This window comes from Moorena producens 3L (assembly GCF_000211815.1).
Lineage (GTDB): Bacteria > Cyanobacteriota > Cyanobacteriia > Cyanobacteriales > Coleofasciculaceae > Moorena > Moorena producens.
The window spans coordinates 1-15,584 of the sequence record NZ_GL890958.1 but is presented as its reverse complement, the minus strand read 5'-3'; the positions used below and the strand labels follow the sequence as shown (position 1 = coordinate 15,584).

Below are 15,584 nucleotides of genomic sequence, written 5' to 3'. Positions count from 1 at the left end.
CAATTGGCGTGGATAGTGAGCAGAACCAGATTTCGGTATGAAGAATTCAGTGCGAGCTTCTGAATTAGGACTCAAATTGCTTGACCGGGCTAGACGCCTGAAAAAATGGAACAAAACCGCAGAAGCTTGGTGTAGCAGTGCCTTAACCTCTAGGGCAACTTTAAACCGATTTTGGGCCAGACAACCGATTCGCTGTGACACCTTCATCGCTATTTGTAGTGCTGTAGGGGTTGATTGGGAAAAGGTTGTTGAGCCAGATCAGATTAAGGCAGATCAAATCAATAACGGCAAGAGTCCCACTGTGGCTCAAATTAAACGTGTTGATTGGGGACAAGCACCAAAGCTAAGAGGTTTCTACGGTCGTACTGAGGAACTCAACACCCTACAGCAATGGATTCTTCAGGACAAGTGCCGCCTGGTGACACTTCTAGGGATGGGGGGAATTGGTAAAACCTCTGTGGCTGTGACTTTAGCCCATCTTCTGGAAGATAAATTTGAGTTTGTGATTTGGCGGACTCTACGCAATGCGCCTCCCCTAGAAGAACTCCTGGCAGACCTGATTCAATTTTTGTCTGGACAGCAGGAAACCAATTTACCCTCCTCTGTGGATGGCAAAATTCTGCGATTGATTCGGTATTTACAAGGGCGGCGTTGCTTGCTAGTTCTAGATAATGTTGAGTCGATTCTGCAAAGTGGCGATCGCACCGGTAGTTATCGAGAAGGATATGCTGAATACGGTGAGCTGCTCAGAAGTATTGGTGAAACCGCCCACCACAGCTGTCTATTACTGACCTCTCGGGAGCCACCCCAGGACTTGATTATCCTGGAGGGGGAAAGCTTACCCATTCGCTGCTTCCCACTCACAGGGTTATCAGACACTGATGGGCAGGAAATCCTGAAGGAAAAAGGAAATTTTGCTGGGGATGAGACCCAGTGGCTAACGGTTATTGAGCACTATGCTGGAAATCCTTTAGCCTTAAAAATGGTGGCTTGTGTGGTCAGAGACTTTTTTTATGGCAATATTGCTCAGTTCCTGAATTTTTTAAAGCAAGGCTCATTCATTTTTGATGATATTCGGGATTTGCTAGATCGGCAGTTTCAGCGCCTGAGTGCTACACAACAAGAGCTGATGTACTGGCTAGCTATTAATCGCGAACCGGTTTTTTTTAAGGAGTTGGAACAGGACGTTGTCTGCCACCGATGCTCTCCTGACATTTTACAGTCTCTAGGGTCTCTACAACGGCGCTCATTGATTGAGAAAACCTCGGCTGGGTTTACCCAACAACCTGTAGTGATGGAATACATGGTTAATCGATTAATTGAGCAGATTCCTGAGGAAATTACTAGTCAAAATTTGGCTCTGTTCCGCACTCACGCATTAGTCAAAGCCACTGCTGCTGAGTATATTCGGGATAGTCAAGTCTCTCTGATTATCGAACCGATTATTGAAAGATTACTCGCTAGTTTTGGTTGCACAAAAAATCTCAGCAATCACTTGCTAGAAATTATATCAATGCTGCGCTCCCCAACTTCCACGGTAAAAAAAATAACTCAAGATCCGGCATATATCTGCGGCAATATAATTAATATAATGCGCCAATTACAGGTTGATTTAAACAGCTATGACTTTTCTAATCTAACAGTTTGGCAAGCTAACCTAGAGGGGATTAAATTACACAATGTCAATTTCGCTGATGCTGACTTGACCAGCTCAGTATTTACGGAAACCTTAGGAAATATTTTATCAGCAGCATTCAGCCCAGATGGTAAACTATTAGCAACCTGTGATACAGATTGGAAAGTTCGCCTGTGGGAAGTACCAAGCGGTAAACTAGTTTTGCTATGTGAGGGTCATACCAATTTGGTACGAGACCTTGCTTTCAGCCATGATGGTAAAATCTTAGCTAGTTGCAGTGCCGATCACACCGTTAAGTTTTGGGATGTCAGTGATGGTAAGTGCTTAAAGACTTGTACCGGACATACTAATGAAGTATGTTCAGTCGCTTTTAGTCCAGATGGTAAGACCCTAGTTACTAGTAGTGGCGACCACACCTTGAAAGTCTGGGATATCAAAACTGCAGAATGTCTCAAAACTTGCACCGGACATAGCAGTTGGGTTAGATCCGTTGCCTTTAGTCCAGATGGTAAGACTATAGCCAGTAGCAGTGACGACCACACGGTGAAATTCTGGGATAGTGGCACTGGTGAATGCCTGAACACTGGCACTGGACATAGGGATTGCGTTGGGTCAGTGGCATTCACCAGTGACGGGAAAACCCTAGCCAGTGGCAGTGGCGACCACACGGTGAAGTTTTGGGAGGTAAGCACAGGTCGCTGCTTAAGAACTTACACTGGACATAGTAGTGGTGTCTACTCCGTGGCCTTTAGTCCAGATGGCAAAACCCTGGCTAGTGGCGGTGGCGACCACATAGTCAGGCTGTGGGATACTAGCACCAATGAATGTTTGAAAACCTTGCATGGACACAGCAATCAGGTATTTTCAGTGGCCTTTAGTCCTTATGGAAACACCCTGGTTTGTGTGAGTTTAGACCAAAAGGTGAAGCTGTGGGATTGTCAAACCGGTCAATGCTTGAAAACTTGGTATGGAAATACGGATTGGGCAATGCCCATCGCGTTTAGTAGTGACGGTCACACCCTGGCTAGTGGCAGTAACGACTACACGGTAAGAGTATGGGATTATGGTACTGGTAGCTGCATCAGAACCTTGCCCGGACATACTGACTTTGTCTATTCAGTGGCATTCAGTAGTGATAGGAAAACCTTAGCCAGTGGCAGTACAGACAATACGATTAGGCTGTGGGATGTTAGCACAGGTTGCTGCATTAGAACACTACATGGCCATACTGATTGGGTATTTTCAGTAGCATTCAGTAGTGACGGGAAAACCTTAGCCAGTGGCAGTGCCGACCACACGGTCAAGCTGTGGGATGTCAGCACAGGTCACTGCATCAGAACGTTTCAAGAACATACCGATAGACTGCGTTCAGTGGCATTCAGTAATGACGGGAAAACCTTAGCCAGTGGCAGTGCTGACCACACGGTGAGGTTATGGAATTGTGAGACTGGAAGCTGTGTGGGAATTTTGCGCGGACATAGTAATCGAGTCCACTCGGTCGCCTTTAGTCCCAATGGTCAGCTTTTGGCTAGTGGCAGTACAGACCACACGGTGAAGCTGTGGGATATCCGTGAGAGTAAGTGCTGCAAAACCTTGACCGGACATACCAATTGGGTATTGTCAGTTGCTTTCAGTCCCGATGGGAAAACCCTAAGCAGTGGCAGTGCTGACAAAACGGTCAGACTTTGGGATGTTTCCACAGGGGAGTGCCTTGACATTTGCACCGGACATAGCCATCTGGTCTCTTCAGTCGCCTTCAGTGTGGATGGTCAAATTATGGCCAGTGGGTCTCAAGACCAAACGGTAAGGCTAAAGGATGTAGAAACAGGGGAGTGTTTGAAAATCCTGAAAACTCCTAGACTCTATGAAGCCATGAATATTACTGGAGTTAGAGGGTTAACTGAGGCACAGAAAGCAACTTTGAAAACTTTGGGAGCGATAGGATGAAGTTAGAAGTTAGAAGTTAGAAGTTAGAATTTAGAATTGGGAATTTAGAATTTAGAATTTAGAATTGGATTTTTTTCATTCTTCATTCTTCATTCTTCATTCTTCATTATTTTTGCAGTTGTCGCCATTGCAGTATCAAAATAATAGGGAATGCTATGCTCTGAAATAGCCCCTACGCGAACCCATTTAGCTTAGCTGTTACCGTAGCGCATTAGCTGATATTTAAACTGTATTAATAAGGGATAATTTTAGTAGTATAATAGTTATTATAAATTCTGAATTGGGTAACATTTATTCCATGAGTTATGACCAATCAACGTGCAGACTACGATAATCCATGGAAAGAGGCAATTTCCTTATATTTCCAACCTTTTATGGCATTTTTATTTCCCGAAATTGAGGAAAACATTGACTGGGATAAAGGCTATGAGTTTCTCGACAAGGAATTCCAACAGATAGCCCGGGATGGGGAAATTAGCACTAGGGAAGCAGACAAATTAGTTAAGGTTTGGCGCAGCGATGGCCAGGAAACTTGGGTACTAATTCATGTGGAAGTCCAAAGTCAATACGAATCCGTGTTTGCTGAGAGGATTTATGTGTACAATGTCTTGATGGAGTCGCTCATGGTCTTTTAAAAGCGGGGATGAAGGTTGGTAGCGCGCTTTTAGCCGTGAAAAAAATCTTTTCAATATTCCGTAATTTTTCTCCGGCGTGGTGTATAATAAAGTAAGTAAAAAAGGTCGATACTGATGATAGTTATAGAGTTCAAGGCATACGGCAAGCAAAAACAATATAATGCGATTGATGAAGCTATAAAAACAGCTAAATTTATTCGCAATAAATGCATCCGTCACTGGATGGATAATAAAGGTGTAAAGAAAACTGATTTAAGTGCTCTTTGTGCTGTCCTAGCCAAAGAATTCCCATTTGCCAATGAACTCAATTCCATGGCTCGACAAGCTAGCGCTGAAAGAGCATGGTCATCGATTGCACGTTTCTATGACAACTGCAAGAAGAAAGTCCCAGGGAAGAAAGGTTTTCCAAAATTCAAAAAGCACTGCCACTCGGTGGAATATAAGACTACGGGATGGAAACTATGTCCAGACAAAAAGTGGATTAATTTTATCGACAAGAAAGGTATTGGAAAACTTAAACTCAAAGGAACATGGGATTTATGGTGTTTGGAAATAAAACTGATAAAAAGAGTTAGGATAGTCCGCCGAGCAGACGGATACTATGTCCAATTTTGTGTCAATACTGACATTTATGAGGAGATAGAATTAACGGGCAAAACTATTGGTTTAGATGTTGGATTAAAAAACTTCTATACCGATTCTAATGGCGATAGTCAACCTAACCCTAGATTTTATCGAAAAGGTGAGAAACGACTAAAATTTCATCAACGTCGGGTTTCCCGGAAAAAGAAAGGCAAGGCCGTAGGCCACGCTTCGCGAACAGCCAACCGTAAGAAAGCCATTAATAGACTAGGCAAGACTCACCTTAATATAAGTAGGCAGCGTGAAGAACATGCCAAGAGACTGGCGCGTTGCGTAGTCCAATCTAACGATTTGGTAGCCTATGAAGATTTGAGGGTTAAAAACTTGGTTAAGAACCACTCTCTTGCTAAATCTATCTATGATGCAGGTTGGTACCAATTCAGAAAATGGATAGAACATTTTGGTACGAAGTTTGGTAGAGTAACTGTTGCAGTCAATCCTTCCTATACTTCGCAAAACTGTTCTAATTGTGGCGAAGTGGTTAAGAAGTCGATTTCTACTAGAACCCATGTCTGTTCGTGCGGATGTGAATTAGATCGTGACCACAACGCCGCAATCAACATTTTGAATCGAGCCTTGAGTACGGTGGGGCACACCGGAACTTGGAATAATATTCCAAACGCTTGGGGAGATTTAGCCTCTACTTTGATTGGTGAAAACCTGTCACAGCAAGCCGAGTCATTGAACCAAGAATCCCCGTCTCGCGATTAGTGGGGAGTGTCAAGTTACTAGTTTTGAACGCCTTGCTCGTCAAGAAGGGATTGAAATCGGCATTTTGGAAAAAGGTCGAGAATGGCTCCTGGAAGTACTTCGGCTTCGTTTTGAAGATGTGCCTAGTGAGTTGGTGGAAACAATCAACCAAATTAAGGAGGACTCGATTTTGACAATGTTGCACAGACAGGCAATTACCATTGCTTCTGTAGAGGAGTTTATGGTTGTGGTTAATCAGCAGCTAGCTTCTGGTGAGCAAAGTTCTTAGGTGCGCTGTAAGCATTCAGCAGTCAGCAGTCAGCAGTCAGCTTTGTGGCATAGGCTTAATGTTTGTGGCACGGGCTTCGACACTGTTACATAACTTAGATTCAACCAATGCTGACCTGTTTTATTCAAAAGCTAATAGCCTATTAGCTGATAGCTGAATCCTTACGGTGCGCTTAACGGAAAGTGCCACAGGAAAATTTGATAAATTATTGGAATGAAGAATGTATAATTTAGAATTTAGAATTGGATTTTTTTTCATTCTTCATTCTTCATTCTTCATTCTTCATTCTTAATCTGATTGTAAGCATTCAGATTAAGAAATTTTCGGTAATACTGATATCATTCCAAACCAACTTAATGGTAAAATGTTCTCCTGCTTCGCCGCTAACTTGCAACTTAAGATTTTCTGTCTCTCTGGCTTGGACTTGAATCACCACAATTCCTTCTTCATCTAGCACCATAATTTGTAAACCTTTGGGGAGAAGGTCTCGACCACCAGCAGGATGCAGCTCAATGGATAGATTCATTTTGGGTGATTCTGTCCGATGTAGCTCCACTAATAAAGCGACTTGCTGATCACCCCAGCCGATCTCAGTACCGAGTAGCTTACCTCTTTTCACTCCTGCTGTAGTATGGAATTTGCTACTAGCTTCTTGATGCAGTCGCTCATGGGGGAAACCCCCAAGACCGCGCTGCATCGCTTGGTGAAAGGAGTCACTTCTAAAACTTAAAACTCGCTCTGGGTATTGCTCTAAGATAGTCTCCACGTTTTCCCAACCCGGATCAAAACAATCCTCTAACCACCGCTTTAGTTTTACCACCTTTTGACTGGGTTTTGATCGCTGTGGTGGGCTGGGGTCTAATCTAAAATTGTCTAATCTCAAACTATCCTTAGGGAAGGGAGAAGGGGAAATGGGGAATGGGGAATGGGAGCTATTAGATCCTGAATCCCCTTGCCTTCCGGAACCTCTGCGAAAAACGGGAACTGCTTTGTGGGTTTGTCCTGCTGGAATAGTGGTGTGTGACATTAATAAGTTACTCCAATACACTCTGCAATTTTCATAATAATGGCCAGACAATCGCAAAATTTCTCAGTTTTTGTCTCATTTGTATCAGTTTTAAATTATATAAATTCTACGACTTTTGAGGTACAAATGTCTGGGTTTTAGGGAGCAGGGAGCAGGGAGCAGGGAGCAGGGAGCAGATAAGAGGCAATAGGCAATAGGTTAAAAATATTGTGTATCTGATAGCTATGATAAACGCTATAAGAATGTAGAATTTGAAATTATGCCTTAACCCTTAACCATTCTAAATTCTTCATTCTTCATTCTAAATTCTTCATTTTGCTGGTAATCTCTCTAATTGCTGCTAAATCGGGATAGCATAATATACTATCCATTGCTAGCCAAAGTAAGTACTCGATATTCCCGGCGGGGCCAGTAATGGGAGAGGAGATTAATCCTTTGTACTGCCAACCCAGCTGTTTGGCGGATTCTAGAACGTTTGCGATCGCATCCGCACGGTGATGGGGGTCCCTGACTACTCCCTTTTTCCCGACACGGTCACGACCAACTTCAAACTGAGGCTTGACTAGCAACACTACTTCACGGGGAGGGGATAGCAGTTGCCACAGAGCAGGAAGAATTTTGGTTAAGGAAATAAACGAAACATCGACTACGCCTAAATCAGCATAGACTTGACTCTGATTCGGGACTGGTGAAACACCGTACAAGTCCGCAGGCTGAAGATAGCGTAAGTTGGTACGTTCTTTCAACACCACCCGCTGGTCATTGCGCAGACTCCAGGCTACTTGTCCATATCCCACATCAACACCATAAACCTGTTTTGCTCCAGCTTTTAGCAAGCAGTCGGTGAAGCCACCGGTGGAAATACCACCATCTAGGCAAATGCGTCCCTTTACTGAAATTCCAAATACCTCCAAGGCTTTGGCAAGTTTTTGCCCTCCTCTGGATACAAAAGGGGGTTTCTCTTTCACCTGAATCTGAGCCGTGGTCTTAATTTCAGTTCCCGGCTTATCTAATATTTGTCCATCTACCATTACTTCACCGGCACGAATCAGCACCTGAGCTCGCTGTCGGGATTCACACAGGTTACGGTCTACTAATAATTTGTCGAGTCGTTGTTTAACCAATGGGATTGGAAGGTTAGGAGGTTAGGAGGTTAGGAGGTTAGGAGGTTGAAGGTTAGGAGGTTGGAAGGTTGAAGGTTGATGGTTAGTAGAATTCAGAATGTAGTGCGTAGGGTGCGTTAGGGACGGGCTCGCCCTAATTTTCCGCCTCGTAGCCAGTGTTGAGATAGCCCGTCCCGTAACGCACCACCGGGTCTGCACTTGTGATCTCTTTGCAGTCTACCACTGAGATACTTTGGTTTGGGTTGTTGTGTGACTTTCGCTGGTGCAGAAACTAGAATCGAGTACTAAATGCGATCGCATCCCAAAGGGAGTGACAAGCCACCTTTTTACCCTTGTTATCACCCCCTCAGGTCTTAATCCCTACTCCCATTAACTTAGGAGCTTTGTAGCTCACCCCATTGAAAACACTATATAATACCGATTTTAAGGACAATATCAAAAACAAGCCGATGTCAAGAAATCCTCTAATTCATAGAAATCTGTGTTTTCTAAGTCTTTAGGATGGATGACTAAAGTTAGTTTCCTGGTGACAAACTCCTTCTTAGAAGCCACTACGAATGAAAGAATAATTAACTTAGCTAATGCCATTCGAGGTAAGTTAGTACGAGCTAAGTCCGCTCCAATAACAGGTATAGCAACGTCGATACCATGACCCTTCCGGCGAACTTCTTCCCAAAGACAGCTCAAAGAATTCCAAATGTAGTCAGCATTTGACTGGACTCTCAGGTCATTGCCCATATAGCCGTAAGCTGTCCAGAAATAGCGTTTGTCAGGGGAACCCAATGCTATAGTTGTGCCTATGGGATAGCGCCAAGACTTTCCCTTGTTTTTGTTAGGTTCTTTTGTACGTTGAGCTTTGTAGTCCTCCAATACTGCTTCAATCTCTGTGTCTAATTTAGTAAGGTCATTGCCATAAATGCCCGTAAGAAACTGTCCCTGTACACTAGAAGGTTTGATGACTTCTCCGAGTTCCGTATCGAAAACATCGTTAGCTCCTATGACTAAATGCCCAGGCTGATTAAAAAGATTGCCAATTTTAATTTCTACAACTGAGTCGGGAGAAGACAACGCTTTACACACCGAGCTACGGGGAAAACGCTGAATAACTGCTATCGCCAGGGAGACTACTACTAGTCCCAAGTAGCCAATCCAACCAAAATTCAGACTCTCTGGAAAAAAAAGTGCTACTGGCTCGATAGACAGCCATAAAAGACCAAATATACTGATAAAAGAGCTTCCTATGCGTTTAAGCCCAACCTGAGTCAAGAGTTTGAGATAGAGCATCAATTCTTCAAGATGTGTATCCAGTCTGTGTAGAAATTCTACTATACCCACCCTTCAGGTAAATCTTGGGATATAGAAACTTTCAGGGCAGCTTCAAAAGCCTTATTCGCAAGCTCTAGATTCTCGACTTGCTCCCCTCGGATTCGCTCCCGATAAACCATACCTAGACGGTATTGCATGATTGTCCACTCGTTAGGTAACTTTTCGGGATTGATCAGAGTCAGAGCTTCTTCAAATGCCGCGATCGCCTGTTCCTGATTTTCTGGTTGCTCTTCCCCAGGGATATTTAGATAGGTTATCCCCAGGTTATTTAACACCATTAATCTTTCTTGCGGAAACTCTCCAGAAGTGAATACAGTAAGAGCGTCTTGGAAAGCATCAATAGCCAAATGCTTATTATCAGCAACTTCACCCTGAAGCCGATGATAATAGGCATCCCAAAAAGTTTTGATTTTTCGCCCAATATTGAGGAAATTTATCCAATTCAAATGCTTTGATTGCTTGCTCCACATTATCAGTTGGATGTCCTTGAGGATTTTGTAGTAAACAGACACCAAGCCAATGTTGCAGCTCTGCCCAACCATATTGCCTCTTCCAAATTTCCTGTTTCCTACCTGGATTATCATCCCCACCTAGTCCCAATTCAGAAAATGTTTGGCTAAAACGATCTAATCCCTGCCTATAAAGTAGTTCTACTTGGGGCATTTTTATTGGTTTAGATATCTAACAAATATAATAAATAATCGTTCGATTGATGAGTAAAATTACCTAGCAATTTTATTTTATATTAGTCTCTCAGGGAGCAGTTTCCTTTGACCTCTATAACCTTAGTTTCTTTGTTCTTGTATCTTGACATTCTCGTCCCACGAAATTCAACAGTCATTAAGTGATTTTTGATAGGACCTAGCTTGAGTTCCAATATATGCTCAACTATACCGCTCATTTTGAGCTCATAAACTGCGGCAAGTCTTGCGATTCTCAAGAACTTATCTTTTTGCATTTTTAGGTTTTTCCATAGCTCGGGGAAATTAATTGGCTCTATACGCTTTCCTCCAGCGGAACAGTTAATAAGAGAATCGACCCTCAAATAATCTTCCTTATTGGATAGCAAACTATCATCATTGAACAGTAAAATTATCACGCGCATTTCAGCGATTTCGTCAGGACTATAATAATTACCATTATTTGAACCAACTCTTATGTCTTGAAAAATATTTTCCTGAGACTGTTGGATTGGTAATAGAGTAATAACAAATAGATTTTTGCCCCCAGTGGATGTTAATATAACATCCTTTACTTCAGTAAGTAAAGCTTCCTCCTGATAGGCATAACTGATTGGTGAGTAGTGGGAAAATTGATCAGGTTTTAGATCTTTCAAATTTGCCTGTTCTTCCAGATCGTTTGTTGTGATTTGAACTGAAATCGTCCCATCTGATTTTGTTTCTACTAATTTCGCTAAGTAATAGTTATTATTTAACAAAATCCAATTACCTGAAGTTTTTACGCTTTGTACAGCAGTTTTTTTAGAGGGAGAGTTAGTAGTTGAGGGCTTTTTTGCTGCCGTGGAGGCCGAATTTGATTTTCTACTTTTATTAGCCGTAGTGGATGACTTTTTTCGTTCCGTTGTAGCTGTTTTTCCTTTAGTATTTTCCAACCACTGTAACAAATTTTGACGAAATATGTCGCGAAAATTTGCTGGTTGTTTGTAATCTTTTGCTGAAGGGGTGACGAAACAGGCTGAAATGCCTGGTATGTAAAGGTAGTACCACTTTATGGTAGAAAAAAGGTAGGTCTTCTATTTGCAACAAAACCTACCTGTTGACAATGTTACCCGAATTCTACCAAAACCACCTAAAAAGTCAATTTACTCTAGCAGAATATATTTTCTTAAAAATTTTCGTCAATCTCTTACAGTCAATTAAAAAAGTTAGTTTGGAAAAGTTAGCCAATGCTCTCCCTTTACCTATTAAATTTGAAAGTAGAAGAAAAAGAATTCAAAGATTATTATTGTTGCCCAACCTAACAATTGAAAAAGTTTGGTTGCCAATAGTTGAAAAATTCTTGAAAATCTACTTTACCGATGATCAAATAATTTATGTAGCAATGGATAGAACGAATTGGGGTAGCATCAATTTATTAATGGTTAGCTTCATTTGGGATAAAAGCGATGCAGCGCGGTCTTGGGGGTCCCCCCCATGAGCGACTGCATCAAGACAGAGCGTTTCCAATATATTTTACATTGTTACCAAAGTTAGGTAGTAGTAATTTAAAAGAGCAAAAAAGTATTTTATCAAAAGTTATTCCAATTTTTAAAAACTATAAAATCTGTGTATTGGGAGATAGAGAATTTTGCTCTGTTAAATTAGCAAAGTATCTCCAGGACTTTGGTGTATATTTTTGTTTGCGTTTAAAAAAGAATGAATTTATTGAGGATCAAAAAAATCGTTGGATTGAATTAAATAATTTAGGTCTAGTCCCTGGAGTTTCTTTGTTTATCAAAGGAGTTAGAGTGACTAAAACTCGTGGTTTACTAGGTTTTAATGTCGCCGGAAAATGGCAACGTAAAATTAAGGGATTAGCCCCAAAAGAAGCATGGTTTATTTTGACAAATTTTGATAATTTGGAGTCCGCTATTTCCGCTTATAAAAAAAGATTTGATATTGAGGAAATGTTTAGAGATTTTAAGACAGGTGGTTATAACTTGGAAAATACTAAGGTTGAGGGTGAACGCTTTATTTCTCTAGTTTTATTGATAACTATAGCTTATACTTCTGCAACGATTGAAGGTCAACATATTAAACGAAAAGGAATGCAGAAATATGTTGGTCGTGTCAAAGAATATGGTCGCAGGGAGCGGAGACATAGCAGTTTTTATGTTGGTTTATACGGTCAAACCTGGGTGAATCTTAAGGATGTTTGTCTAGAATTAGTAACTGAATTAATCAGACTAAATCCTAATAAACGAAAATATTATCAACGAGGTCTAAGGGCTAGGTCGCTTATAGAGTCTGCGTTTTAACTTATTTCGTCACCCCCCCAGAATCTTTTGTTAATGCCTTGCGCTGAATTTTGTTCTTGAAATCCAGCACCTTTTCTCGCTGTTTCAGTTTCTCCTTTGTATTTAGATTCGCTGATGCCTCTCGAAAATAAAACCAGATATTGGGTTTCTCATCTTTCTCAAAAGCCGCAACTGCTCGTTCGTATTCTTCCACAGTTCCAGACTCGGCACTGCGCGTGGGAGTGCCCAAGCGATTCCACATAATGCACACAAATAGCTCATACTCTTCCATGTTAGCTATCTGAGCATTGAGTACAGCTTGGCCACCCTCACCATAGCCCGGATAGGTATTTTTTTCCGAACGTACTACTTGTAGCATCACACCTTTACTCAGAGCAGTAGTTCGGTTAATTTCCTCCACTACTTTTTCTACATAGTCCCGCTCCCTTCTTACATCACTAGGGGAAGCCAGGAAAATTTTTAGTAGTTCTACTTGGGGCATTGTTTATTAGTTTAGGAATATAAATACTATGGTAATCGAGCCAGTAGTGAGTAAGATTACATGGCTAAGAAGGGCGTTGCATAAATGCGGGATGATTTTAATAGTTTTGTGGAATGGTCATCTTAGTAGAATGGGCATCTTGCCCGTGTCATTGGAATGGGGATCTTGCTGTAGAATGGGCATCTTGCCCGTTTCAATTCCCGGGCAGGCATCCTGCCCACTCTACTCCTATTGATCGGGCGGGCATCCTGCCCACTCTACTCCTATTCAATATTTTCGGACGGGCATCCTGCCCACTTTACTCCTATTCATTCTTTTCCCGATTCCCGACTCCCGATTCCCGATTCCCGATTCCCGATTCCCGATTCCCGATTCCCTAAAATCACAAAACCCCGCAAAGACATAACCTTGCAGGGCTTCATAATATTCTATTTGGTGGCGGGAGGCGGATTTGAACCACCGACCTTCGGGTTATGCGTACCAACTACAACTTTCGTTGCCTGGATCTTCCAGTTTGTGGTCTGGACTGTCCCTTCACCCTCGCCTTAAACGTTAGGGTGCCTGCCTAACCAGTCTCTACACCTTCTCCCTTTGGGAGCTTGGCTCGGGATTACCTCGCTACAGGCTTCCCCGAATTTGACAGGTAAACACACGGAGATTTATCTTCGTGCCGCCCATGCTCAAGCAAGCTATTAAGCGTCTAGCTAACTTGATTGTTGAGCCCGACGAGCTACCAGGCTGCTCTATCCCGCGTCGTCTTTTTTACTATAACACCTAATTTCCAAAAGTGGCAAGGGGAAATTGGAAATTTCTCAAATTAATTCTATCAGCTATCAGCTATCAGCTATCAGCTATCAGCTATCAGCTATCAGTCATCAGCTATCAGCTATCAGCTATCAGTCATCAGCTATCAGCTATCAGCTATCAGCTATCAGCTATCAGCTATCAGTCATCAGCTATCAGCTATCAGCTATCAGTCATCAGCTATCAGTCATCAGCTATCAGTCATCAGCTATCAGCTATCAGCTATCAGTTATCAGCTATCAGTCATCAGCTATCAGCTAAAGGCCGTTGGCCACGCTACTTGAGGTGCTATCAGCTATCAGCTATCAGCGCGAGCCTAAACCTGACCGCTGACCGCTGACCGCTGACCGCTGACCGCTGACCGCTGACCGCTGAATGCTGACCGCTGACCGCTGACCGCTGACCGCTGACCGCTGAATGCTTATATGGAGGGAGTCGGGAGTGATCAGCTCACCCCTTAAGGCATAGATAACTCACCAACCACTTCTAAACGCTTGTATTTACTGAGATTAATAAACATCGACTCCAAGGTATCTGCTACCGAAGGAGTAATCCAAGCCATTTGCTTAAGTAGGGCAATGGCTGCAGCATACTTAGCAGATTTGCCACCATCGAGGACTTTAATGGCTAGACCCATATTCTCCCCAACGCGACCGATACACTGAACCCCTTGTGCTCCCGATTTACTGACCAGTTCCCCTTCGGATAATCGCATCAGTTCTGTATCAAATCCCCCATCCCCGGACACCATCTGGGGATGACTGATCATGGCGCGGACAATACGCTCCATGGCCAGATTATTACCAGAAGAGAGCAGAGCGTACAATAATGCCATTTGCCGTAGCTGTAAAAAATAAGTCGGAGCGTTACAGTCGTCGTGAGCGAGAATTAACTCTTGCTCCGGCATCTGTAGCAGCTCCGCTACTTGGCTTAAGATTAACATTTGCACGGGATGATTATACTCCAAATAGCTCTTGATTAGCCACTGCCTTTGTTGACAAACAGCCAACATTCCAGCATGTTTACCGGAACAGCAATGCTGGAGTGAACTTTCCTGGCCTGGGGGAATGGGACACTGTAGTGCTGATGGGTCAACATCACAGCGCCAAAGAATATTAAAGACTTGCCTGACCTGCTCCATCGTGCCGTGATGGGAACTACACATAATAGCCAAGTCTCGGTCCGTGAGATTGTAACGCTCAAGGGTACCTGTGGTAGTGACCGCTAAGGCTTGGAAAGGTTTGAGTGCAGAGCGAATAAATGTCGAGGTTTCTGGGTTACCCGCAACATATAACATCCGTCCCCGGTCATCACACACAACCGCTTGAGCTGAATGAACTGATTCGATAATGCCTTCCCGTAGTAAACGGACTTCTAAGGCTCGTGTTTGAGTACGTTTTCCCCTGGTCATGGATTAGACTTAAAGCTACCCTATAGCTTAGTTGGAGCAATCGAGCTAGGTGGCTGATAACACACGCCAAATGATATTGCCACCAATCACGACTATAATCAAAAATCCGAACGTCCAGTATAAACGTCGCAAAATTGGTTGGAGTTCATAAGAAACAATTAAGCGATCGCGAGCCAAAATTTCTGGGGTTTTTGTCCAGGTTTGACCGTCATACCAGCCTGACTCCTCGTAGACAATGGTTTCTCTGATCAAGCGATCGCGTACATAGAACCAACCCAGGTATAGCCGCAGCAAGGCTAAAATCAAGAATATACTTGCTCCTGCCCCGCCACAGAGCAGAAACTTGATTATCGCTTTTTGCGGTGGAAAACTCACTGCTGCTATCGGCCCTGAAATCAGCCAGCTCAACCCCCAAACCCAAGCCAGCTTCATCACATAATTTGGTAGTTCCAGCCTTACCCAGTTAAAAAACCAAGAGTCCCTTAGTTCTTGGTATTCATTTATGGGTTGCTGCTCTTCTGGAACAGGACATACATAAACGGGAGATTTCATGATTATTTTTTTGTGAGTGCTGCAATTAAGATGCCTGAAACTC

14 protein-coding genes and 1 pseudogene are annotated in these 15,584 nt (G+C 42.8%); 6 read left to right on the top strand and 9 right to left on the bottom strand.

What is annotated here, in order from left to right; all coding sequences use genetic code 11:
* Positions 1-37: 37 nt before the first annotated feature.
* The 4 genes from LYNGBM3L_RS25420 to LYNGBM3L_RS25405 all read left to right on the top strand — a co-directional run bounded on the left by LYNGBM3L_RS25420 (position 38) and on the right by LYNGBM3L_RS25405 (position 5,839).
* Positions 38-3,583, top strand: coding sequence for a WD40 domain-containing protein (locus LYNGBM3L_RS25420; protein ID WP_008188207.1), 3,546 nt, complete (start codon positions 38-40; stop codon positions 3,581-3,583).
* A gap of 305 nt (positions 3,584-3,888) precedes the next feature.
* Positions 3,889-4,218, top strand: coding sequence for an RpnC/YadD family protein (locus LYNGBM3L_RS25415; RefSeq protein WP_008188206.1), 330 nt, complete (start codon positions 3,889-3,891; stop codon positions 4,216-4,218).
* Positions 4,219-4,332: 114 nt separating this feature from the next.
* On the top strand, positions 4,333-5,571 hold the full coding sequence (locus LYNGBM3L_RS25410; protein ID WP_008188205.1) for an RNA-guided endonuclease InsQ/TnpB family protein: 1,239 nt from the start codon (positions 4,333-4,335) through the stop codon (positions 5,569-5,571).
* 64 nt (positions 5,572-5,635) lie between these two features.
* Positions 5,636-5,839, top strand: coding sequence for a hypothetical protein (locus tag LYNGBM3L_RS25405; protein WP_008188204.1), 204 nt, complete (start codon positions 5,636-5,638; stop codon positions 5,837-5,839).
* Positions 5,840-6,146: 307 nt separating this feature from the next.
* On the opposite strand, the gene LYNGBM3L_RS25400 is transcribed toward LYNGBM3L_RS25405, so the two are convergent.
* The 6 genes from LYNGBM3L_RS25400 to LYNGBM3L_RS25380 form a co-directional block, all read right to left on the bottom strand.
* The gene (locus LYNGBM3L_RS25400) at positions 6,147-6,866 is read right to left on the bottom strand and encodes a DUF1822 family protein (RefSeq protein WP_044494771.1); all 720 of its coding nucleotides are present in this window, start codon (positions 6,864-6,866) and stop codon (positions 6,147-6,149) included.
* Positions 6,867-7,162: 296 nt separating this feature from the next.
* On the bottom strand, positions 7,163-7,990 hold the full coding sequence (locus LYNGBM3L_RS25395) for a TlyA family RNA methyltransferase (protein ID WP_044494770.1): 828 nt from the start codon (positions 7,988-7,990) through the stop codon (positions 7,163-7,165).
* A 435-nt stretch (positions 7,991-8,425) separates the two neighbouring features.
* The gene (locus tag LYNGBM3L_RS25390) at positions 8,426-9,325 is read right to left on the bottom strand and encodes a macro domain-containing protein (protein ID WP_008188201.1); all 900 of its coding nucleotides are present in this window, start codon (positions 9,323-9,325) and stop codon (positions 8,426-8,428) included.
* Positions 9,316-9,762 (bottom strand): hypothetical protein, encoded by a 447-nt coding sequence (locus LYNGBM3L_RS25385; RefSeq protein ID WP_229414708.1) that lies wholly within the window; start codon positions 9,760-9,762, stop codon positions 9,316-9,318. The genes LYNGBM3L_RS25390 and LYNGBM3L_RS25385 overlap by 10 nt, the downstream gene beginning before the upstream one ends.
* Positions 9,683-9,979, bottom strand: a complete 297-nt coding sequence (locus tag LYNGBM3L_RS47845) for a hypothetical protein (protein ID WP_229414706.1) — start codon at positions 9,977-9,979, stop codon at positions 9,683-9,685. The genes LYNGBM3L_RS25385 and LYNGBM3L_RS47845 overlap by 80 nt, the downstream gene beginning before the upstream one ends.
* An 82-nt stretch (positions 9,980-10,061) precedes the next feature.
* On the bottom strand, positions 10,062-10,928 hold the full coding sequence (locus LYNGBM3L_RS25380; protein WP_131826998.1) for a hypothetical protein: 867 nt from the start codon (positions 10,926-10,928) through the stop codon (positions 10,062-10,064).
* A gap of 170 nt (positions 10,929-11,098) precedes the next feature.
* Between LYNGBM3L_RS25380 and LYNGBM3L_RS25375 the strand changes: the two are divergent.
* Positions 11,099-12,293, top strand: a pseudogene (locus tag LYNGBM3L_RS25375) (IS4 family transposase).
* Position 12,294: 1 nt separating this feature from the next.
* On the opposite strand, the gene LYNGBM3L_RS25370 reads toward LYNGBM3L_RS25375, so the two are convergent.
* Entirely contained in the window at positions 12,295-12,774 is a 480-nt protein-coding gene (locus LYNGBM3L_RS25370; protein ID WP_008188196.1) for a DUF4062 domain-containing protein, read from the bottom strand.
* A gap of 113 nt (positions 12,775-12,887) precedes the next feature.
* On the opposite strand from LYNGBM3L_RS25370, the gene LYNGBM3L_RS41720 reads away from it, so the two are divergent.
* A complete protein-coding gene (locus LYNGBM3L_RS41720) occupies positions 12,888-13,154 on the top strand; it encodes a hypothetical protein (protein ID WP_131826999.1) in 267 nt (88 codons plus the stop codon).
* A gap of 881 nt (positions 13,155-14,035) precedes the next feature.
* Here LYNGBM3L_RS41720 and LYNGBM3L_RS25360 read toward each other — a convergent pair.
* Both LYNGBM3L_RS25360 and LYNGBM3L_RS25355 read right to left on the bottom strand, forming a co-directional pair.
* Positions 14,036-14,989, bottom strand: coding sequence for an asparaginase (locus LYNGBM3L_RS25360; protein WP_008188195.1), 954 nt, complete (start codon positions 14,987-14,989; stop codon positions 14,036-14,038).
* 45 nt (positions 14,990-15,034) lie between these two features.
* Positions 15,035-15,544, bottom strand: a complete 510-nt coding sequence (locus LYNGBM3L_RS25355; protein WP_044494779.1) for a CGLD27 family protein — start codon at positions 15,542-15,544, stop codon at positions 15,035-15,037.
* Between the last annotated feature and the right edge of the window lie 40 nt (positions 15,545-15,584).

Bases quoted from the DNA above. Each gene is read 5' to 3' on its own strand.
- LYNGBM3L_RS25420 (WP_008188207.1), top strand. From the start codon at position 38: ATGAAGAATTCAGTGCGAGCTTCTGAATTAGGACTCAAATTGCTTGAC.
- LYNGBM3L_RS25415 (WP_008188206.1), top strand. From the start codon at position 3,889: ATGACCAATCAACGTGCAGACTACGATAATCCATGGAAAGAGGCAATT.
- LYNGBM3L_RS25410 (WP_008188205.1), top strand. From the start codon at position 4,333: ATGATAGTTATAGAGTTCAAGGCATACGGCAAGCAAAAACAATATAAT.
- LYNGBM3L_RS25400 (WP_044494771.1), bottom strand. From the start codon at position 6,866: ATGTCACACACCACTATTCCAGCAGGACAAACCCACAAAGCAGTTCCC.
- LYNGBM3L_RS47845 (WP_229414706.1), bottom strand. From the start codon at position 9,979: ATGCCCCAAGTAGAACTACTTTATAGGCAGGGATTAGATCGTTTTAGC.
- LYNGBM3L_RS25370 (WP_008188196.1), bottom strand. From the start codon at position 12,774: ATGCCCCAAGTAGAACTACTAAAAATTTTCCTGGCTTCCCCTAGTGAT.
- LYNGBM3L_RS41720 (WP_131826999.1), top strand. From the start codon at position 12,888: ATGGTCATCTTAGTAGAATGGGCATCTTGCCCGTGTCATTGGAATGGG.
- LYNGBM3L_RS25360 (WP_008188195.1), bottom strand. From the start codon at position 14,989: ATGACCAGGGGAAAACGTACTCAAACACGAGCCTTAGAAGTCCGTTTA.